29 protein-coding genes and 3 riboswitches are annotated in these 25,658 nt (G+C 52.9%); of the genes, 16 read left to right on the top strand and 13 right to left on the bottom strand.

Features of this window, described 5'->3' with window-relative positions; genetic code table 11:
• Positions 1-543: IS256 family transposase (locus BAQU_RS06920; protein WP_211277137.1), on the top strand; the 543-nt coding region annotated here is incomplete at its 5' end.
• Positions 544-852: 309 nt separating this feature from the next.
• Here the strand turns inward: BAQU_RS06920 and BAQU_RS06930 are convergent.
• The 4 genes from BAQU_RS06930 to BAQU_RS06945 form a co-directional block, all read right to left on the bottom strand.
• Positions 853-1,227: a helix-turn-helix domain-containing protein gene (locus tag BAQU_RS06930; RefSeq protein WP_143241976.1), complete on the bottom strand. Its 375-nt coding sequence runs from the start codon at positions 1,225-1,227 to the stop codon at positions 853-855.
• An 87-nt stretch (positions 1,228-1,314) separates the two neighbouring features.
• Complete coding sequence (eno, locus tag BAQU_RS06935) at positions 1,315-2,610, bottom strand: phosphopyruvate hydratase (RefSeq protein ID WP_094694127.1); 1,296 nt, start codon at positions 2,608-2,610, stop codon at positions 1,315-1,317.
• An 81-nt stretch (positions 2,611-2,691) separates the two neighbouring features.
• Positions 2,692-3,195: an inorganic diphosphatase gene (locus BAQU_RS06940; RefSeq protein WP_275542237.1), complete on the bottom strand. Its 504-nt coding sequence runs from the start codon at positions 3,193-3,195 to the stop codon at positions 2,692-2,694.
• A gap of 51 nt (positions 3,196-3,246) precedes the next feature.
• Positions 3,247-3,338: riboswitch (Fluoride riboswitch) on the bottom strand.
• Positions 3,339-3,354: 16 nt separating this feature from the next.
• Entirely contained in the window at positions 3,355-3,831 is a 477-nt protein-coding gene (locus BAQU_RS06945) for a universal stress protein (protein WP_094694128.1), read from the bottom strand.
• 21 nt (positions 3,832-3,852) lie between these two features.
• Positions 3,853-3,926, bottom strand: a riboswitch (Fluoride riboswitch).
• 50 nt (positions 3,927-3,976) lie between these two features.
• Positions 3,977-4,068: riboswitch (Fluoride riboswitch) on the top strand.
• A gap of 60 nt (positions 4,069-4,128) precedes the next feature.
• Here BAQU_RS06945 and BAQU_RS06950 point away from each other — a divergent pair.
• Positions 4,129-4,614 carry a fluoride efflux transporter FluC gene (locus BAQU_RS06950; RefSeq protein WP_094694130.1) on the top strand — a complete coding sequence of 162 codons (486 nt, stop codon included), beginning with the start codon at positions 4,129-4,131 and terminating at the stop codon, positions 4,612-4,614.
• A complete protein-coding gene (locus BAQU_RS06955; RefSeq protein ID WP_094694132.1) occupies positions 4,611-5,000 on the top strand; it encodes a fluoride efflux transporter FluC in 390 nt (129 codons plus the stop codon). Before BAQU_RS06950 ends, BAQU_RS06955 begins: the two co-directional genes overlap by 4 nt.
• Before the next feature lie 86 nt (positions 5,001-5,086).
• On the opposite strand, the gene BAQU_RS06960 is transcribed toward BAQU_RS06955, so the two are convergent.
• The 3 genes from BAQU_RS06960 to BAQU_RS06970 all read right to left on the bottom strand — a co-directional run bounded on the left by BAQU_RS06960 (position 5,087) and on the right by BAQU_RS06970 (position 7,873).
• Positions 5,087-5,824, bottom strand: coding sequence for a TetR/AcrR family transcriptional regulator (locus BAQU_RS06960; protein WP_094694134.1), 738 nt, complete (start codon positions 5,822-5,824; stop codon positions 5,087-5,089).
• Between the two features lie 162 nt (positions 5,825-5,986).
• Complete coding sequence (gene nhaA, locus BAQU_RS06965; protein ID WP_094694136.1) at positions 5,987-7,225, bottom strand: Na+/H+ antiporter NhaA; 1,239 nt, start codon at positions 7,223-7,225, stop codon at positions 5,987-5,989.
• Positions 7,226-7,396: 171 nt separating this feature from the next.
• Entirely contained in the window at positions 7,397-7,873 is a 477-nt protein-coding gene (locus BAQU_RS06970) for a pyrimidine dimer DNA glycosylase/endonuclease V (RefSeq protein WP_244568473.1), read from the bottom strand.
• A gap of 143 nt (positions 7,874-8,016) precedes the next feature.
• Between BAQU_RS06970 and BAQU_RS06975 the strand changes: the two genes are divergently transcribed.
• The 3 genes from BAQU_RS06975 to BAQU_RS06985 all read left to right on the top strand — a co-directional run bounded on the left by BAQU_RS06975 (position 8,017) and on the right by BAQU_RS06985 (position 10,570).
• On the top strand, positions 8,017-8,715 hold the full coding sequence (locus BAQU_RS06975; protein WP_244568474.1) for a TM2 domain-containing protein: 699 nt from the start codon (positions 8,017-8,019) through the stop codon (positions 8,713-8,715).
• Between the two features lie 206 nt (positions 8,716-8,921).
• Positions 8,922-9,320, top strand: a complete 399-nt coding sequence (locus tag BAQU_RS06980; RefSeq protein WP_094694138.1) for a pyridoxamine 5'-phosphate oxidase family protein — start codon at positions 8,922-8,924, stop codon at positions 9,318-9,320.
• A gap of 248 nt (positions 9,321-9,568) precedes the next feature.
• Positions 9,569-10,570 carry an AEC family transporter gene (locus BAQU_RS06985; protein WP_094694140.1) on the top strand — a complete coding sequence of 334 codons (1,002 nt, stop codon included), beginning with the start codon at positions 9,569-9,571 and terminating at the stop codon, positions 10,568-10,570.
• A gap of 61 nt (positions 10,571-10,631) precedes the next feature.
• Here the strand turns inward: BAQU_RS06985 and rdgB are convergent, their stop codons facing one another.
• The 3 genes from rdgB to BAQU_RS07000 all read right to left on the bottom strand — a co-directional run bounded on the left by rdgB (position 10,632) and on the right by BAQU_RS07000 (position 12,939).
• Entirely contained in the window at positions 10,632-11,294 is a 663-nt protein-coding gene (gene rdgB, locus BAQU_RS06990) for an RdgB/HAM1 family non-canonical purine NTP pyrophosphatase (protein WP_094694142.1), read from the bottom strand.
• 97 nt (positions 11,295-11,391) lie between these two features.
• Positions 11,392-12,159, bottom strand: a complete 768-nt coding sequence (rph, locus tag BAQU_RS06995; protein WP_094694285.1) for a ribonuclease PH — start codon at positions 12,157-12,159, stop codon at positions 11,392-11,394.
• 147 nt (positions 12,160-12,306) lie between these two features.
• Positions 12,307-12,939: a Pr6Pr family membrane protein gene (locus tag BAQU_RS07000; protein WP_094694144.1), complete on the bottom strand. Its 633-nt coding sequence runs from the start codon at positions 12,937-12,939 to the stop codon at positions 12,307-12,309.
• Between the two features lie 101 nt (positions 12,940-13,040).
• Between BAQU_RS07000 and BAQU_RS07005 the strand changes: the two genes are divergently transcribed.
• Positions 13,041-14,384, top strand: a complete 1,344-nt coding sequence (locus BAQU_RS07005) for a nicotinate phosphoribosyltransferase (protein WP_094694146.1) — start codon at positions 13,041-13,043, stop codon at positions 14,382-14,384.
• A gap of 216 nt (positions 14,385-14,600) precedes the next feature.
• Positions 14,601-15,572 (top strand): aldo/keto reductase, encoded by a 972-nt coding sequence (locus tag BAQU_RS07010; protein ID WP_244568482.1) that lies wholly within the window; start codon positions 14,601-14,603, stop codon positions 15,570-15,572.
• 22 nt (positions 15,573-15,594) lie between these two features.
• On the opposite strand, the gene BAQU_RS07015 is transcribed toward BAQU_RS07010, so the two are convergent.
• On the bottom strand, positions 15,595-15,876 hold the full coding sequence (locus tag BAQU_RS07015) for a DUF3039 domain-containing protein (protein ID WP_169713287.1): 282 nt from the start codon (positions 15,874-15,876) through the stop codon (positions 15,595-15,597).
• A gap of 168 nt (positions 15,877-16,044) precedes the next feature.
• Between BAQU_RS07015 and coaD the strand changes: the two genes are divergently transcribed.
• From coaD to ilvN, 8 genes are all read left to right on the top strand, one after another.
• Positions 16,045-16,542, top strand: a complete 498-nt coding sequence (coaD, locus tag BAQU_RS07020) for a pantetheine-phosphate adenylyltransferase (RefSeq protein WP_094694152.1) — start codon at positions 16,045-16,047, stop codon at positions 16,540-16,542.
• Positions 16,539-17,579, top strand: a complete 1,041-nt coding sequence (locus BAQU_RS07025) for a hypothetical protein (protein WP_094694154.1) — start codon at positions 16,539-16,541, stop codon at positions 17,577-17,579. Before coaD ends, BAQU_RS07025 begins: the two co-directional genes overlap by 4 nt.
• A gap of 47 nt (positions 17,580-17,626) precedes the next feature.
• Positions 17,627-18,250, top strand: coding sequence for a YceD family protein (locus BAQU_RS07030; RefSeq protein ID WP_094694156.1), 624 nt, complete (start codon positions 17,627-17,629; stop codon positions 18,248-18,250).
• 127 nt (positions 18,251-18,377) lie between these two features.
• A complete protein-coding gene (rpmF, locus tag BAQU_RS07035; protein WP_094694158.1) occupies positions 18,378-18,572 on the top strand; it encodes a 50S ribosomal protein L32 in 195 nt (64 codons plus the stop codon).
• A gap of 77 nt (positions 18,573-18,649) precedes the next feature.
• On the top strand, positions 18,650-19,483 hold the full coding sequence (rnc, locus tag BAQU_RS07040; RefSeq protein ID WP_244568476.1) for a ribonuclease III: 834 nt from the start codon (positions 18,650-18,652) through the stop codon (positions 19,481-19,483).
• 300 nt (positions 19,484-19,783) lie between these two features.
• On the top strand, positions 19,784-19,972 hold the full coding sequence (locus BAQU_RS07045) for a hypothetical protein (RefSeq protein ID WP_158215667.1): 189 nt from the start codon (positions 19,784-19,786) through the stop codon (positions 19,970-19,972).
• 489 nt (positions 19,973-20,461) lie between these two features.
• A complete protein-coding gene (locus BAQU_RS07050) occupies positions 20,462-22,432 on the top strand; it encodes an acetolactate synthase large subunit (RefSeq protein ID WP_094694162.1) in 1,971 nt (656 codons plus the stop codon).
• Positions 22,433-22,437: 5 nt separating this feature from the next.
• Positions 22,438-22,992, top strand: a complete 555-nt coding sequence (gene ilvN, locus BAQU_RS07055; protein WP_094694164.1) for an acetolactate synthase small subunit — start codon at positions 22,438-22,440, stop codon at positions 22,990-22,992.
• Positions 22,993-23,289: 297 nt separating this feature from the next.
• Here the strand turns inward: ilvN and BAQU_RS07060 are convergent, their stop codons facing one another.
• Entirely contained in the window at positions 23,290-25,302 is a 2,013-nt protein-coding gene (locus BAQU_RS07060) for an ABC-F family ATP-binding cassette domain-containing protein (protein WP_094694166.1), read from the bottom strand.
• A 155-nt stretch (positions 25,303-25,457) separates the two neighbouring features.
• Positions 25,458-25,637: a hypothetical protein gene (locus tag BAQU_RS07065; protein WP_094694168.1), complete on the bottom strand. Its 180-nt coding sequence runs from the start codon at positions 25,635-25,637 to the stop codon at positions 25,458-25,460.
• Positions 25,638-25,658 lie beyond the last annotated feature (21 nt).

Consider the following 25,658-nt stretch of genomic DNA (forward strand, 5'->3'; position numbering starts at 1 on the left):
TCGCGTGGGCTTACCGGCGTGCGCCTGGTGACCGGCGACCGGTGCGCCGGACTGGTGAACACCGTCAGTGAACTCCTGCCACAGGCCCGCTACCAGCGGTGCATGGTGCACTTCATGCGCAACGTGCTCTCGAAAGTCTCCCCTCGTCACACCCGATGGGCCGGGGACGCGCTCAAGGCCGTGTTCGCGATGGAATCACGCGAATCGGCGTTGGCCAAGGCCGAGCAGGTCGCCACCGAGATGGAGGAGCGGAAACTCAGGGAGGCCGCCAAGTGCCTGCGCGAGGGCATCGACGAGACCACCACGTACCTGCTCAAGGATTACCCGGTCGAGCATCGCCGGCGCATCCGAACGAACAACATGATCGAACGGTTGAACCGGGAGATCCGCAGGAGAACCCGCGTGGTGGGCGCTTTCCCGGATGGTAGATCGGCATTGATGCTCATCACTGCGAGAATCCGCTACGTCACCGGCAACCAGTGGTCGACCCGCCGCTACCTGGACATGTCCCGACTCCACGACACCATACAGGAAGCGAACTGACAACGCACACAGGAAACAAAAACCAAAGTGCGCAAGAACCCGGGCACTACCAATATATGTAGGAAGCTGCTTGATACTTTTTTGCTCTATAAAATACCCATTAAGGATTCTCCATATAAGAGGCTGTCTATGCTTGAATATCCAGAATCCAAAAAAACCGAGTTATATAAATTTGTCAATGATTCTTCACATGTCACTGGGGATGGCTTTGATCCGTCTCTGGTCCCAGAAGCTAAAAGATGTGCAGGAATTCTATTAGATCTCATCAAAACTACAGACGAGCAGCATTACAGATACATGGAAAACAATCTAGCCTAAATGAAGTGAATTGTCCGACCATTCGATTTGAGCGATGCTGCCACTGATTCGATTATCTTTCTTGTCATTCTTCCGCTCGCAACTTAGCTGCTCAATTTGTTTCTTTATCGTCCACCGGTTGCTTGCCAACTGCCTTGCAATCTCCGTTATCGTCACGCCCGCCGCATACTGCCGCCGAATGAACTCATCCTCTTCAGCTTTCCAATACCGCTTCCGCCTGGTCGGGACAGAAACAGTTGGAACCACCTGAGGAGCCGGCGGCAAGCCATCAAACAGCTTCGCCACCTCTTGGCAATCGCGCAGTATCATTTCTTTGTCCGAGTAGTCCAGACACAGCGGCACACAACCGAAACCAATGCCATGCAATGGCCTGCTCCTAGGTGGGAGCCGCGCGTCCCTGCTTCCACAGATTCCCACCGATTCTGAAAGCAGGGGCGTTAGCTGTAATGTGGTTCAGATTCGTGCAGCCCACTGTGGGAATGCGTTCAGTCCCGCGTATTCGGCGGATTCACCAAGGTGTTCCTCAATTCTCAGAAGCTGGTTGTATTTCGCAACGCGTTCACCACGCGCAGGAGCACCGGACTTGAGCTGCATGGCATTGGCGCCTACGGCAAGATCGGCTATTGTCGCATCGGTGGTCTCACCGGAACGGTGGGACACCATGGTGGTCAATCCGTTGCGATTGGCGAGTTTGATCGCTTCAAGGGTCTCGGTCACCGTTCCTATCTGGTTGAGTTTGATGAGCGTGGAATTGGCCGTATGTTCGCGAATTGCTCGGGCTAGGAATTTCGGATTGGTCACGAAGATATCGTCTCCCATCACCTGCACCCTATCTCCGATCTTGGCTGTAAGGGATTGGAAATCATCCCACGCATTCTCATCAAATGGATCCTCGATGGATGCGATGGGATATTCGTCGATCAGGCTCTCGTAGAACCGAGCCATGTCCTGCGCGCTGGCCTTCGAACCATCAAAGTCATAGACATCGTTCTCCTTGTCATAGAACTCTGATGCAGCTGAATCGAAGCAGATGGCGATCTGGCGTCCCGGTTCATAACCGGCTCTTTCGATGGCCTCGATCAGAAGATCGAAGGCCTCTCTATTGGACTTGAGGTTCGGTGCGAAACCACCCTCATCGCCCAATCCGGTTTCAAGTCCCTTGTCGATCAGAACCTTCTTTAACGCATGATAAGACTCGACATTGGCCCGCAACGCCTCATGGTAGGAATCAAACCCCAGGGGCGTAAACATGAATTCCTGAATGTCCACATTGGAAGAGACGGCATGGACTCCTCCGTTGAGCACGTTCATCGCAGTGACGGGAATGACATGTCCGTTGGCACCACCAATATACCGATACAGCGGCAGATGTGCCGAAGCAGCAGAAGCATGCAGCGCAGCCAGTGATACTCCCAATATGGCATTGGCGCCAAGCCGAGATTTGTTGTCAGTCCCATCCAGACCGATCAACGTCTCATCCACCTGCCGTTGATCGCAAGCATCGAACCCGACCAACGCCTTGGCTATCTCACCGTTTATTCCAGAAACAACAGTTCGCACACCCTTGCCGTCGTAACGCTTGGGATCACCATCACGTTTTTCGTTGGCCTCGTTCTCTCCGGTCGATGCACCGGAAGGAACAGATCCAAGGCCGTATGAACCATCCTCCAGAACCATTTCAACTTCCAGTGTCGGGTTGCCGCGGGAATCAAGAATCTCGCGTGCGTGAATATTCGAAATGTTACTCATAATAGTGTTCCTTCATTCTTGTACAGTATTGTCATTCATAGGATTGGGCTGCTTCTCTGCAGCAGTGTGCCAGATCACTCATCAATTGAAATTGTTGTGACTCGCCCTTTCGAATGCATCAGCGATTTCTTGCTGCGCAGCCTTCATATCAGACCAGAGCATATGAGAGTCGACATGCTTGCCTGGTTCCATCGATTTGTAATTGGAAAAGAAATGTTGGATTTCTGACCTCTTCCAGGAACTGATATCGTTCAGATCCTGCACGCCGTCATACCTGATATCGTCAGGCACACAGATGATCTTCGGATCAGGTCCGTGCTCATCGGTCGTGACGAACATTGCGATGGGACGGACGTCAATCAGGCAGCCTGGGAACACCGGTATCTCATCAAGCACCAAAGCGTCAAGAGGATCACCGTCTTCCCCCAAGGTATCCTCGATATACCCGTAATCTGCGGGATAACACATGGACGTGAACAGTGCACGATCCAATCTGATTCGACCCGTTGCATGGTCCATCTCATACTTGTTGCGCTGTCCACGTGGTATCTCCACAAGGACGGACAAGGTTTTCATTGCGCTCATATTCCTCCTCTCGTTGTGCAAAGATGAGGAGGTAAAAAAACAGACTCCTGCATCTCTGCAGAAGTCATCAGCCTAACGGCGGTTCAGACTCTCAACGTTATTATGCTGAAAAGTCCAAGGGTAACTTCATACCCACGACCACAAGTGTATCAGACATTGTCAGTTCTCATATTGGCCAGCAAGCGGAACGGTAAGAATCGCAATGTGCTGAGTGTGTGCCAAACGCAATGAGACCGAACCATTGGCCCACTCCTGCAATGCTGCTAAGGCACCCCTTTCACGAGTTCCAACCACAATCATCGATGCATCATGACTGTGCGCAAACTTCGCAAGCTCCTTCACGGGATCTCCAGCCATAAGATGATATTCCGCATCAATGCCGGCATCGCGGGCAATCCTGAGCACATGCTCAGAAAGTCGTGACGAGTCTTCACGCCATGTTTCACTCATGCTGTCGGAATCCAAAGGCTCCATATGACCGTTCTCTTCGGTCAGCGTGGAATTCACATACACCAGATGCAGCGTTGAAGCCGCCATCGAGGCAGCCATCCTGCATGCCTCTTCCACGACACGATCGGGTTGCCCCGGGATGACTCCAACAATTATCGAAGATGAACCTAGCTTGGCATCATGCATAATAATCCTCCTTGTGCTTGTCTCATGGCAGGGGCTATCAGCATACGGGCGGTTCGAATCGGCAGATTCAGGCGGGCTCCATCACCTCACAACACGATATCACCCATAGCTGTGAATGCAGATGGTATACTTTCTCACTGTTGTATTGTCTTCTGGCGATGGAACCCGCCGAGATACCAGGATCTCCATAAGATTTCGGTTGTCTGAACCGCACATGCTGATAGTTCCTACGTACGGGTAGTGCCTTACACCCAACGGCCATTCACCGGCCATCCAAGGTCAGTTGCACTGCCCCAGATGCGAGGGAGAAACAGTTTGCGAGAAACACACAAAGATCTAGAAGAAAGCTTCAGCAAGAGGCACCCGCGGCTCCATACCGCTCCTGCAGTTTTCGTCGGAGGCGTGATGGGCACCGCGATACGTGCTGCATTAAGCGGAATGCAGTCTTCGAACTGGACATGGCCGTGGGTGACGTTCTGCATCAACATGGTGGGTTCCACGCTATTGGGATTCCTCCTTGAATATCTTGCTGGCACCGGCAACGATGTCGGTGCACGCCAATCGTTCCGTCTCTTCGTCGGAACCGGCATCATAGGTGGATTTACAACATATGGGACCTTCATTTTGGAGGCAGACACCAGGTTGTTGGGTGCACATCTATTACTTGGACTCTCATATGCCGCAGTAAGCATCGTGCTTGGCCTGGTATTCGCAGGATGCGGCGTCAGACTTGCGTCGCTCTGTATCCACCAGGGCAGTCGAAAGGTTGGCAATAGCCGATGAGCACACAATCCGCACTTATGTTCACGCTCATGGCACTATGCGGCGGCGTGGGAGCCGTATGCAGATTCCTTGTGGACTCCACAGTGAACAAGCGCAACAGATTGAACTTCCCATTGGGAACCATCGTGGTGAACATGTCTGCCTGTCTGCTCCTTGGGCTGCTCACGGGATGGGTCTCATCATGGAATGCAACGGATGCGCAGCTCATCAAATTCATACTGGGCACAGGTCTACTGGGTGGGTACTCCACTTTTTCCACAGCCAGCGTCGAAGGATACCGCCTCATCCAGCACCAGCACTATCTACGAGCGCTCACCCATACTGGAGGCATGCTCGTGATCAGCCTGGGCGCAGGAATTCTTGGCGTATGGCTTGGCTCCCTATAGCATGCATCCATGAAATCCGAGAGATATCAGACTTGTGGCTCAATTGCACGCATGCTTCATGGCATATTGCTACGCTGACTCACTGCTTACTCGTCGGATGATGGAGTCTGTACTGACGGAGTGTGTGCCGGTGGAGTGTGTGCCGACGGTGCTTGTGCCGACGGTGCCTGTGCCGACGGATCCGCTGCCGATGGAGGGGTGGGCAGGTCAAGCATGGCGAAGAGAGCTTTTTGAGCCAGACATTCCATATCAAGATCATTTTCCAGAAGCCACTGAATCTGAAGTCCATCCAAAAGGGCCTGCAACAGTCGCGCGACATCCTCTGGAGGAACTATTGGTGGAATATGCCGGGATTTGTAAAGCGTGATGGCGGCCTGACCCACCAAAGCCCGCTCGATCATCCCCCGCTCCTTGAAATACTTATACGCGCAGCTCTCAGAATCCGCAGCCTTCACCGACATATGTGCATACAGTTCGACAAGCCCCGGAGTTTTCTGGTTCCGCGCTATGATGCCAAGCGCATGGGTCACAGGGTTATTGGCATTCTCCGGCCGAACAGTCTCAGGATCTTTCAGATTTTCTTCAGTGAACTTGCTTGCAACCAAATCCGCTGCGTCACGTTCGCGCAACACCTGAACCAGCAAATCATCAATCGAATCGAAGTAATGAAGAACTCCCGCCTCGGTGATCCCAACAGCCTTCGAAATCTTCGACAATGTTGTTTGATCGAACCCCTCGACGGCAACAATGTTCAGGGCTTCGTCAAGAATCTGCTTCCGCCTGGCTTCACCCTTATGGTATGTTCCGCGCGCGTTGCTCGCCATAAAACGATCATTCCTCCACTGTTTTGGTCAAACCCCACATCTCATAGATTACGCCATGCGTTATCGAAATCAGGCTTTCTAGCTGAGAGAGCAAGGCACGTCCACCGGCATAGCGACCGCCACGAAACGAATGTGCACCATACTTTCGCACTTTTGGAATCCCTATTGTCGCACGGCACCTGAATCGTTGCCTTGCACCAGCCTGCTTCGCCTGTACCGTACGCATATCTGCAGGATCAGTGCCCCAATCGAGGCCGAAAGCAGCGAGCCAACAAGTACCCCGATCTTGGATTCGTCATCTAGGGCGCTGCGCGCACCAAAGGCAAGCTCTCCAATCAGCATGGAAACCGTAAAACCGATCCCCGCAACAAACCCCATGCCTATCATCTCTGACCATCGCAGGCCCTTGGGCAGCGAAAGAACCGGAAGTCGTGTCAGCACAAAGGTGGTTCCGGTTATGCCAAGCATCTTGCCTAAGGTCAAAGCAGCAACGATTGCTAGCGTCACAGGTTCTTGAAGCCGCAATGCCAGCCCAGACCAGCCACCGACATTCACACCCGCTGCGAAGAAGGCAAAAATCGGAACAATCAGCAACTTCGAATAGGGTGCAAGCTTTCTTGCCAGCATTCGAGCCATCGAATTCTGGCCCTTCCAAGGCGCGCTTGCAGGAACACACAGTCCAAGTGCCACGCCACAAATAGTTGGATGAATCCCTGATGCATGCACGAGTACCCAGGCAATCCCTGCCAGAGGAACAACAATGAGCGGCGACGTGATGCCCTTCCTGAGCAGAAATGCGAATAATGCGAGCGCGCCCAACGCCAGCAATAACGGCAATGCATGAATGCCCGCCGTGTAATAGAACGCAATGATAGCGATGCCGATCAAATCATCAACGACGGCCAAGGTCAGCAGGAACGCGCGCAATTGATGCGGCAGGCCCTTGCCAACCACTGCAAGGATCGAAACTGCAAAGGCAATATCCGTTGCCGTGGGCACGGCCCAACCATCAATTGCCCCGCCGCCGATTGGCATAACTGCAAGCACATAAATAACCGCGGGACAAACCACACCGCCACATGCAGCAGCAACCGGCAGAACCGCGATCTTCGGATCACGCAAAATCCCCGACACGAACTCTTCCTTCAGATCGAGTCCAACGGTAAAGAAAAACACTGCAAGCAACCCATCCGTGATCCACTCTCGCAGCTGCAAATGCAAACCCAGGGCACCAAATCCACATTCAAACGAGCCAAGATCTTCGTACAGCGGCCACAGCGGAGAATTCGCAACCGCCAACGCCGCCACTGCCGCAATGAGCAAAACGATGCCCGCACCTGCATCACTCGCGACCAAGCGCCTCACCCCAGTGGAGATTGCTTGCAGCAGTCTTGAGATCATTGAAATTCCTTAATTCTTGATGACAGGTGCGCAAGGTTATCCTGCATATTGATGGCGATTGATGGTTCAACGACCTCACAGAAACTCAATTGCGCCCGCCTTGCAATCGTATCTGATTGCTGCTTCATCGACGTCATCATCATCTTTGCATGATATATGCCGCTGCCCTACTCAATGCCGTGGAAAGCTGCCGAGAACGCTGAGCTCATCCAGAGCGTCCAGATCCAAGACATGTTCCCATGGAGCAATCGCACCTTGAACAACGCGGAACAGCGGATTGCAACCGACCGGCATGGCTGTCATACTGCGATACGCCTTCGTATCTCGTTGTGACTCCTTGATCAGGAGCAACTGCCATTCATATGCAAGCTGCGCATCGGAAACATCAATCGAAATGCTTGGATCCGGCATCTGGACGATGCGTTCTCGGTTGAAATGATATCCACGTCTATCTGCCTCATCGGCAACATACGAGAGAAACGTGGCAATGGATACAACGGGATCCGGCGTCTCTCGAAAGCGCGTGAGCTGCGGATGATGCACATAACCCTTTGTCTTTCCCAACAACACCGCCTGAGCCAATAGGGATTCTCGCCAACACGCCACCAGTGCCTTCGCATCAAGAGCAGCAGGGGTTACGCTCCACATTCTCATATATCCTCCAGATGCGACCATAATACGCGTTTCGCTGTTTCCTGCAAGAGCTTAGGCACGCGGCAAATCGTTGATTTTGGTATCTTTGAGTGTGATATAAGGAACAGTTTTCGAACCGAAATCTCAACGACAGGGGAATGATGACCAATCCATCGGCACCACATTTCGAAGATGACAACAATCATTCGGAAAACAACACACAGCAGAATTATCAGCACAATCATGCTCAGGACCAATCTCAGAGCGAGCCGATCTCAGACCGATACAACTACACTGGCAGTGCGGCTGAGCAGGCAGAAAAAAATGGACAGAATGCCCATGCCGGACAAGGCAGTTATGCAGGCCAGAGCGCATACACCGGGCAGCAGGGTTCCTATGCCCCACAGAACCAGTATTCACAGCAGCAGACACCCAATCAAGGCGGAGCGTATGCGCCCGGTTATGGCCAGAATAATCAGTATGCGCCCAATGCTCAATATGCTCCCAACGCTCAGTATGCTCAGCAGAATCCGTATGCGCAGCCCGGCCAAAACCCTGGATATAACGCATACGGCCAACCAAGCTGGCAGACAAATCCGTACGGCGCACCTACTTCGGCAAAGTCGAAAATCGTTGCAGGACTTCTCGCTATCTTCTTTGGAGTATTTGGTGTCCATAACTTCTACCTGGGAAGAACCGGTCGTGCGGTTGCGCAGCTGCTCATCAGCGTTCTGACCTTTGGTATCGGTGCGATTCCAGTGGAGATCTGGACAATCGTGGAAGGCATCCTCATTCTTGCCTCTCACCCCGGCAGTGCATGGCATCAGGATGCCATGGGATATGAGCTGCAAGACTGATCGCTGGATTCGCTGCAGGGCTCGTCGTCGGATTCATTGACTCCCGCGAGCTGTGGCATTGAGCCTCACTGAAGCCATGAATGCATACCAGTGCATCGGGGAATGTGATGTACGCCATATTGTTCTCAGGGTGAATGGGTGGTCAGCTGGCTTATCAGAGCTTAGAATCATCTTTTGAAAACTGACAAGCTAGTTGAGGAGTATTCATGGCCAAACTTACGGATGAAATGAAGCACATGATCGATGATGGTGTTGCTTTCATCGCCACGGTTGATCACGACGGAAATCCAGACATTGGACCAAAGATGTCCATTCACGTCGTTGACGACAATCACATCGGTTATTATGAGCGCACTGCAGGTCAGCATTACCGCAATATCACCGATAATGGTCGTCTGATTGTCATGGTCGTCGATACCGCCAAGAAGGTCGGCTTCCGCTTCCACGGTCCCGTGACTCTGCATAACGATGATGATGTTTTCAACAAGGCAGTGGCCTTTGCCGACGAACATGGAACAAAGCACCCAGTGACCGTTCCCATTATGGAAATCACCCGCATCGACAGCCTCGCACCTGGAGCAAACGCCGGCAAGCCCATCGAGTAATCCAACAATGGCCTCTCATCCTTGAAACGTATGTGCGATCATTTCCGCTGTTCGATCACGTGCATGATGTTCATGGAGCCGGGGCTTTTCCTCACCTGACTGGTGATGGATGTAAACCGCTCTCGACCAGTTATTGCTGATTCAAGCAACTGGCTCGGAGCGGTTTGTTGCATTGCGGGATGAACGAAGCATGGAAAGTCTCTCAATGGTTGAAGAATGGTCATAAGACCAACCAATGAGGAGAGATCGTGTCGGGAGTCATACAGGCGCTTGCCCTGCTAGCAGTGCTGCTCGGGGGTTATGGGCTGAAACGTGCGCGCGTATTCGGTTCCAAGGATTACAAGGTTATGGAAGGCGTGGTTTTTGACTTCACGCTTCCATGCGCAATCATCTACTCATTCTCAACCAACGAGCATCATCTCGATATGCTCTGGCTTTCACTTTTTGGCATCATCTCAAGCTTGATACCACTGCTTGTCATCTATGCCTCTTCTCGTCATATGCAGATACGCAACCGCGTCTTCATGATGCTCAATGGGTGCGGCATGAATGTTGGCAATTTTTGTCTTCCAGTCATCACGGCACTGCTAGGACAGGGAGCAAGCATGTCGGTAATCATGTTTGATATCGGCAACTCCCTGATGATGTGTGCGGGCATGTATGTGATGACCACCTCACTGCTGCATATTCCTCAACAGGGTCCTGTGAATTTGAGCAATGTCGGCAATATTGCCAAACTCCCCTATCGACGACTCACTGACCGTCATGCCCGATGGCTTCGGCGCAGAGCCAATATTCGCAATGTGCTGCGCAGCTTCTATACTTCAGTCCCCTTCGACACCTATGTCGTGATGGTGTCTCTCATGGTCATCGGGGTTCGGTTGCCACAATGGTTTGCGAGTTTCTTCGGGCCCATCTCCAATGCCAATGGTTTCTGCTCCATGCTGATGGTTGGCATGCTGATGGATCTTCCGGCATCCGTCGAAGACATCAAATCCGTATGCTCTGTCATCGGATGGAAGTTGCTATTCGGCATTCTGCTCGGTCTGGCGGCTTGGTATCTTCTGCCTTTCGAACCGATGGTTCGAAAGGCAGTTGTGCTGGTATGTCTCGCCCCAACCGCAGTTTTCAGCACACTGTTTACAGATCGAGTTCTTGGCAACGCGAAGCTCGCCGGCTTTACGCTCGCCAGCACCGGTATTCTTTCACTGATGCTGATAACGATACTCAATGAACTCATTTCGATCTAAAATCATTGTCTTATCTATCGAGATTTCGATATTAGAGGCTGAATGAACTGGGTCGGTGATCTTATTTGAGCAGTTGAGCATCGATGAATGGCACAATATTTCGTATCGCTTGTCCACGATGTGAAATGGCGTTCTTCTGTTGAGATGACATCTGCGCAGACGTGAGCTTTTCGTCTTGCTCGGCCGCATCCATCTGCTCTGGTTGATCATTGGGCACAAAAATAGGATCGTAGCCAAAACCATGCGCCCCTATCGGGCTGTGGTTGATGCGTCCCTTCATGATTCCATATTCAACATGCTCATATTGCCCACTGCCGGCTCCCAAGTCAGGAATTACCAGCGCCATGGCGCACATAAATCGGGCCGCTCGCTTGTCATCGGGAATATCTTTGAGTTGCGCAAGCAGGAGCTGTATATTTGCCGCATCGTCACCGTGGACACCCGACCACCGTGCTGAAAGAATTCCTGGTGCAGCACCCAGAAAGTCAACGATAAGACCAGAGTCGTCAGCAAGAGCCGGGCAACCAGTTCGAGCTGCCACATCGCGCGCCTTGAGCAATGCGTTTTCTTCAAAGCTTGTTCCCGTCTCGACCGGATCGGGCAACCCGAGCGATCCAGCGGTCACCAATGCAATCTTCTCACTGCAAGAGCCAAGATCAGACTTGAGAATCGACTGAATCTCAACAAGTTTACCTTCGTTATGCGTTGCAACTATGAGTCTCATCGTTATACCCCCCTCACATCCAGTATGTTTATCACTCTTGATGAGCGTTTCGACCGTTTGCCCCACTCTGCCCAAGCTCTACACAGCGCAGAACGGATCAGAGCGCTTGTTGCAAAGCCTCTCGCTGAGCCTTCTGCAAATCCTTGTTGCCCTTCGTTGCCAAGTCGAGCAGAATCCCAAGCTCTTCACGGTTGAATGGTCGGTGCTCAGCAGTGCCTTGAATCTCGATGAATGCACCAGACCCCGTCATGGCCACATTCATGTCAGTCATCGCCTTGCTGTCTTCGACGTAGGGCAGATCAAGCATCGGCGTTCCATCAATGACACCGACAGAAACCGCGGAGACCTGCTCCTTCAGCACCTTCTTGGCGTTGCGTATACGATGATTCTTCTCTGCCCAGTTCAAGGCATCTTCGAGCGCAACATAGGCGCCCGTAATGGAAGCGGTTCGTGTCCCGCCATCCGCCTGCAACACATCGCAGTCAATCTGAATCTGATGTTCACCGAGCGCCTTCATATCGACGACTCCACGCAGGCATCGCCCTATCAGACGGCTGATTTCGTGGGTCCGTCCGCCAATCTTGCCTCTGACTGATTCCCTGTCGGTACGATCGCTTGTGGCTCTCGGAAGCATCGAATATTCTGCGGTGACCCATCCCAGTCCAGACTCCTTGCGCCAGCGAGGCACCGTCGAGGTGAAGGTTGCCGTGCACATGACCCGTGTATTACCGCATTCGATCAGCACCGATCCCTCTGGAACATCGGTCCATCCGCGTGTAATCTTCACCGGTCGCAATTCGTCAACGGCTCTGCCATCTGGACGAATAATCTGAGATTGATTCAACATGTCTTTTATTGCTGCCATTGCCAAGCCTTCTGCTCGATACTTGCTGTTGTTACTTTCACTCATCCTGTTCAGACGCTATCTTTCAAAGCCGACAAAGATGCGTTACCCGCTCTTCTCAAACCCATGGCGGGTGAAGCCCAGTCCATAGACCGGGTGTCCCTATGCTCATGACACAGTCAGTGGTGTCTTTTTGGGCAGGATACGGTCAATCACGAATAGCATCAATCCCATGACAAAGAATGCAAACGCATAGGTTACGATATTGATGCCGAACTGCTGCCATCCCAAGGCCTTCAGATCGATGAAACCGTACGGATATGGATCCTTGCCAGGGCCGGCATTCGGCCAGATTTGCGCCCGAATCACGACAAACGCCACATAGAATGGAAAATAGACCAGCCAACTCAACGAATAATGCCACTTGTAACGGCGGTGCGGATCGAAGAGCATGAAGTCGATGCTGGCCAAGATAGGCGCAATGATATGAACCATCGTTGATGTCATCATGCCATAGAGATGCGTGGTGGTCGTTGGATCAGCCGGCGGCAGTATCAACCAAGCGACCAGACCGGTGATGATGATATACAGCGTCAGACATCCCTTCAGCCATGAGGGGGGCTGAATGCCCTTCAATAACGATGCCGCACCCGCCCAAAGCATGACAAGACCAAGAATCGCATTAGTTTCGAAAGTAAAGTAAATCCACTTATTGCCAACTCCCAAAAGCCAGCCTTCGTATGTTCCAGAGAAACAGAAAAAAGCAATTATCAAACGATATATACCCACAAAAAATCTCATACCGAAAGCATAACCCACGCTTAACCCCATCGTTCATGACATCATCGCACAGTCTGAGTATTCTTCTGTGGTAGCGCTACTTAAGAAAAGTGGGGATTGGAATGGTCGCTTCTCGCGGATTTACCGACGATTATTCGCCGGCATTGATGACCGACATGTACGAATACACCATGCTCGATGCGGCATTGAAAGATGGCACCGCAAACCGCAACTGCGTGTTCGAGATCTATACGAGGCATCTGCCTGAGGGCAGACGCTACGCGGTGCTGGCAGGAACCGGCAGAATTCTTGATGCTCTGGCACATTTTCATCTTGCCGACGAGGATCTGGCATTCCTGAGAAATCGCAAGGTGATAAGCGAAGAGAGTGCGAAGTGGCTTGAAAACTTCCACTTTTCCGGAACCATCCGCGGATACCGCGAGGGTGAAATGTTCTTCCCGGATTCGCCGATTCTTCAGGTTGAGGGCAGCTTTGCAGAATGCACGCTGCTGGAAACGCTGCTGCTTTCCATCTTGAATTATGATTCTGCAGTGGCTTCGGCTGCATCTCGCATGGTTTCCGCCGCCGGCAGCCGTCCATGCATGGATATGGGCGGACGTAGAGCCAATGAATGGGCCGCAGTCAGTGCAGCACGAGCAGCCGTTGTCGGCGGATTCAAGGGGACTGCGAACCTGCTGGCTGCAAAGCTCTATGGCCTCCATGCCATCGGCACGGCGGCGCATAGCTTCACGCTGCTGCACGACAGCGAAAAGGAGGCATTCACTTCGCAGATCGATGCTCTCGGTGTCGCAACCACACTGCTCACCGATACCTATGACATCGAAAGCGCAGTAAAAACTGCCGTCGAAGTCGCCGGACCGGCATTGGGCGGCGTACGAATCGATTCTGGCGATCTTGCCTCCCTTGCCCAGCGAGTACGCAATCAACTGGATGCTCTGGGAGCCACCAACACGAAGATTACAGTGACCAACGATCTGGACGAATACGCCCTTGCCGCCCTGCAAACCGCTCCGGTTGATTCATATGGCGTCGGCACCATGCTCGTCACCGGTTCGGGAGCTCCCACCTGCGGCATGGTCTATAAATTGACCGAGCGCGAGAACAGCGCTGGCATCATGCAGCCCGTTGCCAAGAGGTCCAAGAACAAGGGCAACGTGCCAGGTCGCAAACTCGCATATCGATCATACGAATATAATCTGGCTGATTGCGAACACATCATTTCTGGTTCGGAAGATCAGCTTGCAACATATGAACCCAACGACGATTGGCGCAATCTTCTGGTCGACTATGTGGTCAACGGTGAAGTCAACAACGAGTATCAGGGCAATGATGCCATCATCACAGCCCAGGAACATCGTGCACAGGCCTTGCACGAACTGCCAATAACCGCACAGAGCCTGATGAAGGGTGATCCTGCAATTCCAACCGAAATCACGATTCTCTAGACCAGGTGCATACCATATCCGATGCCTCATGCATAATTCCACATGGCATTTGACATGAGGCATTGGACACGCACTATCTGACGTTCAGTATCCAACACAGTATCCAGCACAATGGGGTGAACAATGACACAGCCATCACAGCAGCCACAATCAACGCATACTTCGATCCAATACAGCAACGGCCACATTGAGCCAAGGGAGAACCGCTACGATGCGATGCACTACCATCGCACCGGAAACAGCGGTCTGAAGCTGCCGCAGGTCTCGCTCGGACTTTGGCATAATTTCGGTGATGCCGCTGCACTGGATCGCATGGAGGAATTGATCTATACGGCTTTCGACAATGGGATCACCCATATCGATGCCGCCAATAACTATGGTCCATCGAATGGCAGCGCCGAGCGCAACCTTGGTCACATACTCGGTCTGGGTCTGGGACACTACCGGGACGAACTCGTCATCAGCACCAAGGCAGGCTACCGCATGTGGAATGGCCCTTATGGCGATGGCGGAAGCCGCAAATACATGCTCGCCAGTCTGGATCAAAGCCTTGAAAGGCTTGGACTCGACTATGTCGACATTTTCTATCACCACCGCATGGACCCGGAAACACCTTTGGAAGAGACCATGGGAGCTTTGGATACGGCCGTGAAAAGCGGCAAGGCGCTCTATGCAGGACTTTCAAACTACGACGGTGCAACCATGGCACGGGCGGCAGGAATCCTTGATGAACTGCATTGCCCGTTCATCATCAATCAGAATCGTTATTCGATATTTGACAGAACCATTGAGCACAATGGTCTGAAAGAAACCGCAAGCATGCTTGGCAAAGGCATCATCACCTTTAGTCCTCTTGCGCAAGGTCTACTCACTGACCGCTATCTTCATGGAATCCCTGCGGATAGCCGCATCGCTCGAGACGGACGGTTCTTGAAGTCATCGGCAATCACCGATGACACCGTGCATAGAATCAGTGAGCTCAATGCAATCGCCTCAGATCGTGGTCAAAGCCTCGCCGAAATGGCACTCGCATGGATTCTTAAGGACGGGCTCGTCACAAGCGTGCTGATAGGTGCCTCAAAGCCGTCACAGATTCTCGACGACATCGGCGCATTGAAGAATACAAGCTTCAGTGACGAGGAACTGCAACGGATTGATCGGATTTCCGCAGCAGCCGAAACACACTGAGTTGCGGCCGGATACCTGCCGCTCAGTGATGCATTTCCTCATAGATACGCTTGCAGTCTGGGCAAACGGGGTATTGTGAAGGGTCGTGCTTCGGCACCCATACCTTGCCGCACAATGCCACGACGGGCCTACCTGTGAGTCTCGACTCGGCAATGCGCTCTCTCGAAACGTAATGGGCAAACCGATCCGCATCGCCGTCATCGGACTTCTTCGTCTCCTCATTGGTCTCAGGACGCTCCAGAACGGCAGTTCCAGTGGACTGGTCAGGATCGGAAAGCGGCGACTCGGGATCTTGCGCGTTCATTATGCGCAACTCATCAGCTGCTGATTCAATCATCATGGTCATGTCTCTATCTTAGAAGCAATTCCTGATTGCACACCTGAAAGCTTGAAGAGAAATCAATTCACCCATGCGAATCACGCGGTGTCATCCGTACCGCGGTACGGCACCAAACGCGCTAATCTATTTTATATGACTATTGCAGTGTGCCCAGGCTCATATGACCCCGTTACATCAGGGCATATGGATGTTATAGAACGATGCAGCAAATTCTTCTGCGAAGTCCACGTCGTTGTGGCCGCAAATGCAGCGAAGACCCCGTTGTTCACCGATAAAGAACGAGTGCTGATGATTCGCAGGGCGTTGGACGACGATGGATACGCCGATGTAAAGGTCGTTGCTACCAACGGATTGATCACCGATTATTGCCTACAGGTCGGTGCATCGGTTATCGTAAAGGGATTACGACAAAATGGCGATTATGAGGCAGAGCTGGGGATGGCTCTGGTGAACCGCAAACTTGCTCAGGTAGAAACGCTGTTTCTCCCAGCAGATCCGGTACGTGAGCATATTTCCAGTTCGATCGTCAAGGATGTTGCCAGGCATGGTGGTGATGTCACCGGCATGGTTCCTGATTCTGTTGTTTCCATGCTGCAGCAGGCACTTAACAGCGAAAAGAGTTCAATATGACAGATAGCACAGGCAACGATGGCTTGGTCAACAACGGCAGCGATGTCACTGGTGCACAGAGCGAAGGTGTTGATGGCGATATTGTGAACGATGATACGGGCGAGTCTCAGGTCCGTAATGTTGCTGATTCGTTGCAGGCACCCACAGCTGCTCCGGCACCAGAACCTGAAGAAGAGTCCGAGTCTTCCGCCGCTGCGGAGCACGGTTCGGAACATGCTCAGGGCAATCCGGCACCAGTGCCAAGCCCAGTGTCGGCGAGAAGCATTCCCGCTGAATCTGCTGCTTCAGGCAACGATCCATATGCGGCATTTCGACCGCACGCCGAAAGCACGGATGACGAAGCAACGGGATTCGTGCCGGCAACATCGTCTGGTTCACAGTCTGGATCAGTCCCTTCGCCCAATCCAAAGCCTCTTTTCTCACCTGAATCGCTGCCTGACATGAGCGAGCGCCACGAGAATCAGTCATTCGATGACAATGATGAAGATTCATCCCACGCGGAGTTCACGACGGTCTATGACATTATCGACACGATGCAGCAGACACTCGACGAGGCCAAGGCTGGCCTCTTCACACCTGGAATTGTGAAGATTGACAAACACGAGTTCTCCAACAGCATAGTGGAATTGAAAAAGATGCTGCCGGTTCAGCTTGAGCGTGCATCTGCGTTGATGCGAGAATCCGAACGCAGGCTGCGCAATGCCCGAACACAGGCGAATGCAATCATTGCAAGCGCTCAGAGCAGGGCAGCCGATACCGTGCGAGAAGCCAAGGAGCAGGCCCAGTTCCTTGCCGGTCAAGAGAATGTGGTTGCCATTGCCGAACAGAAGTCGAAGGTCATCCTCGACACGGCGCGCACAAAAGCGTCTACACTCTCTTCAGGAGCTGATCGCTATTCCATCAGAGTGATGAATGACCTGGACGAGCAGCTTAACAAGATTCAGCAGGATGTTCAGGCGGGACTCAGAGTCCTTGAGGAGCGCCAGCAGAAGGCGCAGCAGGAATCTGAGCAGCATGAGCGCAATCAGGCGCGGTGAAGTTACAGCTTGTCGCGTTGATCGCATAGATGCCGGAGGGAAATGATATGAGTAGACCAGAAGATTCACCATGGTCGATCTCTGTGGCACAGGTGGCCAGCAGAGCAGGGCAGAGCAAGCCCGTTGACCTTGATTGCCCTGCGCCAAGTGGTATTGGTGACCACATCATCGGCGTCGATGAAGGCTCAAAGGTTCATGTGCAAGGCAGCTTCGATTCCATCGCCGATGGTCTTATCTTGAACGCTCAGATCACTGCGCCGGTACACGCCGAATGCATTCGCTGCCTGAAACAGATCAACAAGGACTGGCATGTCGATGCAATGGCCTTCTTCCCCTACAATTCGGAAGTGGCAGGACGCGCAGCGCTGAAGTCGCTCTCTGCGAACCGCGACGAAAACGTCGATATCGTGGCAGAGGAAGACGAATCGGAAGACACGTATCCACTCTCGGCAGGTTCGGCCTACGCCGATGTCGAGGCCCTGATTCGTGACAATCTCGTTGAGGCACTCCCCTTGCAGCCATTGTGCCGTGAGGATTGCCTTGGATTATGCCCGCAATGTGGCATCAACCTGAATGATTACCCCGATCACCGCCACGATGTGACGGATATTCGCTGGGCTGGTCTCGAAGGCTTGAAAGAGCAGCTTGAGAACGGGCATCCCGACAAGTAAGCGTATAAGGCAGGCGACATAGAGGTAAAGGGTGCAGGAATTTTGGACTTCGATATGACAAAATCCACATCATGCGCTAGGATACTGAACGCTTAAGCACTATCGATTAATCGAAATAGAGGAAATTATGGCACTGCCAAAGTATAAGACTTCGCGCGCAAATACACATTCGCGTCGCGCCAATTGGAAAGCATCAGCAGCACAGACTGTCACCTGCCCTAACTGCGGCGCGGCAACGTTGCCACACATGGCTTGCCCAAGCTGCGGTTCATTCCGCGGTCGTGTCTATCAAGATGCTGTGAAGTCAGTTTTCAGCAAGTAATGAAGAGCTTTGATGCTCATCAATGAAACCCTGCCATCGACGGGTGGCGGGGTTTTTGTTTCTTTTCAGGAGGTTTCATGTCTCAGCAGGAACAGATGTCACCGCAAGAACACAACGACAGTGCGGGTCGACTTGACTCTACGATTTCCATTGACTCCGCAGAACAGCCACATGGCTCGATTAAGCAGCCCAAGGCTCCCAGTGGGCCTGACGAGCTGCTGGAGGCACTTGGGTGCACAGTGAGCCCAGAGTTGCTGGTTCATGCCCTCACTCATCGTTCATTCGCCAACGAGCACCATGGTTTGCCGAATAATGAACGCCTGGAATTTCTTGGCGATGCCGTACTTGAACTGGTGTCCACCGAAACGCTGTTCAAAACTCATCCTGACATGAATGAAGGTCAGCTTGCCAAGATGCGTGCAAAAGCGGTTTCCGAGGAGGCGCTGTCTGCAATAGCACGCACCAAGCTCAAGCTTGGGCCATACATTCTTCTTGGTGTTGGCGAGTCCACAAGTGGCGGTGCCGACAAATCCTCCATTCTCTGCGATACCGTCGAGGCTTTGATTGGAGCTGTGTTCGTTGAGCATGGCATCGAAGGCGGCCGCAAGGTCGTTCATCGCCTGGTTGACGACACCTTGGCCGAGGTCGCGACCGAAGGCCCCGCGCTCGACTGGAAAACCTCGCTGACGGTGAAGGCTCATCATATGGATCTTGGAGAACCGCATTATCGCATGAAGGTTTCAGGACCAGAATTCCAACAGACGTTCACGGCTGAAGTCATGCTTGGCGATTCCACCGAGATTCTTGCCCAAGCCACGGGAAGCAGCAAGCGCAAAGCTCAATTGGCTGCAGCAGAGGTTGCATGGAAGCTTTTGGACGCTAAGAAACACGAACAACCGTCATTATCGTGATCGTGTAACCGAGTTTCTCGAGTTTTGTGGCACTTCTGGGCTATTGGCACAGAAGTGTGTGGGGAATCGTTTCCTAGTTCTTGTGGGAGTGGATGTTGCTCCTGTTTTATAATTTTTACGCTGGAATAACGGCACGGCACGAAAGTGTGTGAAACTTGCCGTGAGACGTTCTTCCGACTGGGGTTTGTGCTGGTTGATAATCCTGCGTGACCTGGGAGTCGTGAAATCAACCCGGTACCCGCATTGCGGCACCATCATGCATCGCAACACAACCACAAGAGCAGGAACGACCCAATGTCGATGCCCGCCATCCCAACCATCCCAACCATCCCCGCGTCCCTTGTCACCCCGACCGAATCCACATCCCTCGTCACCCTGAGCGAATCCGCCTCTCTTGTCATCTCGAGCGAGCGCAGCGAGTCGAGAGATCTCATCCTTGCGAGCATCAACAGCGAAGATCCCTCGACTCGCTCCGCTCGCTCGGGATGACAATGGTGTTGTCGTTCATACGACCGACTCGCTGCGCTCGCTCGGAATGACGGGAGAGGAGCATGGCATCGACTGGAACGAACTACACGCCGACACACCAGCAGAGACTTAAAACCCACACTCCTGTGCCTATAGCCCGCAATTCTTGAGCATACAGCGCTGAAATCGTTGATTTGGGAGGGCAGAAAGCCATTCGTGAGCGTTTATACTCACCACTTGCCACAAAACTCGAAAATCTCAGTAGCATTACCTCGCACAATGAGGATTTTGGTGTACTTGCATTATCCTATCCGCTATATGACATGTGAGCGATTTCCGCCGTCCGGTAACCTACACTAGGATGAATGCAAAAGTGCGCGTCATCTGGCTTCATACCGATACGCTGGAACCACAAGTTCCACAATCGGACAAGCATGCTGACGTTCGAAATTCCGCGAAACAATTTAGACAAGTGTACGTTGCTTGCGTACATCTATGTGAGAGGAAATCATGGTTTTGCCCACGCCTCTACAGGCATTCAGTGGGGTTCCCAACACCCCAGACGACTCAGCTAACCATTCTGCAAAAAACTCCGTCAGCAATGGCGAATCGATGACTGGCGCACAGGCACTGGTGCGTTCGTTGGTCGATTTAGGCGTAGAGGATGTCTTTGGCATTCCCGGTGGATACATTCTGCCCACCTATGATGCAATCAATGATGATACGGCTTTCCGCTTCATTCTGTCGCGTCATGAACAGGCCGCAGGGCACGCTGCGGAAGGTTACGCCGTAACCACCGGACGTGTTGGCGTTTGCCTGGTGACATCCGGCCCTGGAGCGACAAATATGGTTACCCCTATCGCAGATGCGATGATGGATTCGGTTCCTCTTGTCGTCATTACTGGCCAGGTCAACGTTTCCTCCATAGGAACCGATGCGTTCCAAGAGGCCGACATTGTAGGCATCACCTATCCGGTTGCGAAGCATTCATTCCTGGTAACCAATGCCGAAGACATTCCTCGCGTGCTCACGGAGGCGTTCTATATTGCGAAGTCCGGTCGTCCTGGACCTGTGGTCGTGGATTTGACGAAGACCGCACAGACAGGCGACATGCGGTATTCGTGGCCGCAACGCATGATTCTTCCCGGTTACAACCCAACAACCAAGGCGCATGGACATGTATTGACCGATGCTGCCAAGCTTTTCACCACCTCATATCGCCCCGTACTGTATGTGGGCGGAGGAGCCGTGCGGTCCGATGCCTCACGCGAGGTCAAGCAACTCTCAGCGCTCACCGGAGCACCGATCGTCACCACGCTGCAGTCGCGAGGCATAGTTCCCGATTCAGATCATGCTGTGCTAGGCATGCTGGGCATGCACGGTACGGTGGCGGCAACCGCAGCAGTACAGCGCTGTGATCTGCTCGTCGCCATCGGAGCGCGCTTCGATGACCGCGTCACCGGCAATGTTGATGAATTCGCGCCCTCTGCACGCGTGATCCACATCGATATCGACCCGGCAGAGATTGGTAAGAACCGTCATGCCGATGTACCGATTGTCGGCGACGTATCCCAGGTATTGGACGATCTTATTCCAGAGATTGAACGACTGCAGAGCGTCCACGGAAAGCCCGAACTCGATTCATGGTGGAAAACCATCGATACGTGGCGCGAAAGCTATCCGTTGAGCTACGACGAGCCCTCAGACGGCACTCTGGCCCCTCAGTGGGTCGTGGAGCAGCTTTCGAAAAAATCATCTCCCGATACGATATGGGTTTCCGGTGTAGGACAGCATCAGATGTGGGCCAGCCAAATCATCGATTTTAAGAAAACGCACACTTGGGTATCATCAGGTGGTCTGGGAACGATGGGGTATGGCCTGCCAGCAGCAATTGGCGCCGAAATCGGATCTCAGCGTGACTTTGCCGGCAAAAAACCAGTATGGCTTATCGACGGTGACGGCAGCTTCCAAATGACCTCAGAGGAATTGGCTGTAACATTCTTCGAGCACACACCACTAAAAATCGCCATTCTGAACAACTCCGTATATGGCATGGTTCGTCAATGGCAAACACTGTTCTATGACAAACACTATTCGAAGACCAATCTCGAAGACGGTCTCGCCGGTGAACACGATGACTCGGTTGTGGATATCCCAGACTTCGTGACATTGGCGAAGGCATATGGGTGTCTCGGCATTCGTGCATTCACAAAGGAACAGGCATTGGAAGCAATCGATCTTGCCAATGCCACGAATGATCGCACCGTGATCATTGACTTCCGTGTATGGAAGGATGCGATGGTCTGGCCGATGGTTCCGGCGGGTCGCTCCAACGACGATGTGATGTATAAGCCCGGTGTGATGCCACTTCACCACACCCCGGAGCAGCATACCGAAGCCCTGGAATCGAATGCAGACGACACGCAGGCAGCAGTGAGCTCTGGTACAACGGGCTCTTCAACGACCAAGAAGGAAGGCTGAGCATCATGGTGAATTATCCAGTGTCACAGATTGGCTCCGGCCGTCACACGCTTTCCGTGCTCGTTGAGAACCGTCCCGGCGTACTTGCCCGTGTTGCGGGGCTCTTTGCCCGGCGTGCATTCAACATCAATTCGCTTTCAGTTTCTCCAACCGAACGCGATGATATCTCGCGCATCACGGTTACCGCAGATGTCGAGGCTGTGCCGCTTGAGCAGGTCATCAAGCAGCTGAACAAGCTGCTCCATGTACTCAAGATCGTCGAACTCGATCCAGACAACACTGTTGAGCGTGAACTCGTACTGATCAAGGTCGCCGCGAATGAGCGCAATCGTTCCGATGTGCTCGAAATCGTCAAGCTTTTCCGCGTGCGTGTGGTGGATGTGCATCCTGAGTCGTTGACCATCGAGGCAACCGGCGCGGGCGGCAAACTCGATGCCCTACTCGGTCTGCTTCACAACTACGGCATCATTGAACTCGTACGTTCGGGAGCTGTGGCCATGACCCGCGGCCCAAAGGCCTTAAGTGAAAAGGTTGTTGGTTCGACTGTCACCGGGCGTTAATACGCGATTTTGGCTCATCGCCTTGCCTGTTATACCGAGTAAAACCCCGTTCCCCCGTCCCGAGCGAGTGAAACCCCGTTCCCCCGTCATCCCGAGCGAGCGCAGCGAGTCGAGGGATCTCCGTTGTTGGATTCCAGTAGGGGGGAGCCGATCCTAAAAGCGGAGATCTCTCGACTACGGCTACGCCTCCGCTCGAGATGACAAGGGAATGAGAGGCACCAAGCACCTGAGATTACAAGGGAAGGGGAGACACCAAGCGTCCGAAATGACACGGGGGGAAAGGACACACCTCCGGCATCAGGCAATTGCTTCGCTCAAGGTGAGCCACTCATCTTCCAAAGCGGCATTGTCCTTCGTCACGGCTTCAAGTTGTGCATTGAGCTTGTTCAGACCTTCATAATCGGAAGGATCATGATCAGCCATCTGCTGTTCAATCTTCTTTTTGCTATCTTCCAATTTGGACATTTTTCTCTCAATGGCCGAGACACGCTTTGCCGCATCGCGCTTTGCCACACGTTCCGCCTTAGCATCTTCACGGGCTTCTTCTGCCGCTCCAGCCATTGAGGCATCTGCATCATGCCCGGTTTCGCCATCTGTTTCTAAAGCAGCTCCAGCGGCTCCTGATTCAACCATATGGAGGTAGTCATCCACTCCCCCGGGCAGATGCCTCACCTTGCCATCAAAAAGCGCGAATTGCTGATCGGTCACCCGCTCGAGCAGGTACCTATCATGAGAAACCACAATCAGGGTGCCGGGCCACGTATCCAGCAAGTCCTCCATAACTGCAAGCATGTCGGTGTCCAAGTCGTTGCCCGGCTCATCCATGACCAGCACATTCGGTTCATCAAGAAGAATCAACAGCAGCTGCATACGGCGCTTCTGTCCACCGGAAAGATCCTGAATGCGCGTCATAAGCTGAGCCGACTCAAATCCGAGACGCTCCATGAGTTGGCCGGGAGTGACCTCTTTGCCATCGACAACGTAGCTTGCCTTATACCGGCTCAGGATCTCCTTGATTCTATATTTCCCGAGTTTCTCAAGCTCATCAAGCCTCTGGGTGAGCACTGCGAACTTGACGGTCTTGCCAATCTTCACATGGCCTTTGGTTGGTTCAAGGGTGCCATCGAGGATACGCAACAGCGTTGATTTTCCAGCACCGTTGGCCCCAACGATGCCGATTCTGTCTCCGGGCCCAATGAGCCAGGTAACGTCGTTGAGTATGCGTTTACCGGTCACCACAATGCTTTTCGCAGCAGAAACATCTTCGCTGGTGGTGTCATATGAGCTGGAATCAGCGACGGTCTGCGATCCGTTCGCGCGTGCCTCATCAACCGTGATCTTCACCGAAGCTTCAACGGTTGGAGTGGCATAAGGAGATGGAATCATGTCGGATTCGTTCTCATGATTGTCTGCCTCGGCATAGATCTGCGTAACATGCTTGAGATCCACAACCTGCTTGCCGAGACGCGACGTCGCCATCTGTCTGAGTTCCAGCGTATTTCGCATGGGAGGCACATCGCCTATCAGCTCATTCGCCGCCTTCACATGGAATTTCTGCTTGGTGGCCCGAGCCCTTGCACCACGAGTCAGCCAGGCAAGTTCTTTTCTTGCAAGGTTGCGCCGCTTGGTCTCTGCGACGTTGGCCTGCCGGTCACGCTCAACGCGCTGCAACATATAAGCGCTGTAACCGCCCTCGAACGGGTCAATGGAACCGTCATGTACCTCCCACATGCTTTCGCAGACTTCATCAAGGAACCACCGATCGTGAGTGACGAGCAGCAGTGCGCCGCTACCATTCGACCAACGACTTTTCAAATGCTCGGCAAGCCAGTGAATCGTAACGATGTCCAAATGATTGGTAGGCTCATCGAGCGCAAGAATATCCCAATCATGAAGCAACAGACGAGCCAGATCCGCACGTCGTCGCTGACCACCGGAAAGCTCACCGATCTTGGTGTCCAGGCGCAAACCACCAAGCAGGGCTTCAACGATATCGCGGGACGATGCATCTGCCGCCCACTCATAATCTTCACGGTTCTCAAGAGCTGCCTGACGAATCGTCTGGTTGTCATCCAAGGGATCGCGCTGATCCAAAAGTCCGAAGGTAAGACCGTTGCGTTTGGTAACTCGCCCATCGTCGGGTTGCTGCAGACCGGCGAGCATCTGGAGGAGCGTTGATTTTCCGCCACCATTGCGACCAACAATTCCGATTCGGTCGCCTTCAAAAACGCCTTGCGTCACATCGGTAAAAACATTGGTGGTGGCAAAGCTCAGAGAAACGTGTTCTAATCCAAGGTCATAAACAGGCATGATGTTCAAATATAGCTCGACATGAGGTCAATCGTGTGAATGTTCGACTCTGATTGCACTAGGTGCGGCATTGATCGCTGCTGATGGCGGGCAGGTGACTGATTGGTATACAGGTGACTGACTGGTATGCAGAGATTGAAAGCTCGCCTATCCCGTCATTCCGAGCGAGCGGGACGAGTCGGTCGTATGGACTTGTCAACGCTGTATGCACCACCGTCAGAGTCGGCCGTATGAACGACAACATTATCGTCAGAGTCGGCCGTATGAACGACAACATTATCGTCATCCCGAGCGAGCGCAGCGAGTCGAGGGATCTTCGCTGTTGATGCTCGCAAGGATGAGATCTCTCGACTCGC

Source organism: Bifidobacterium aquikefiri (assembly GCF_002259795.1).
Classification (GTDB): domain Bacteria; phylum Actinomycetota; class Actinomycetes; order Actinomycetales; family Bifidobacteriaceae; genus Bombiscardovia; species Bombiscardovia aquikefiri.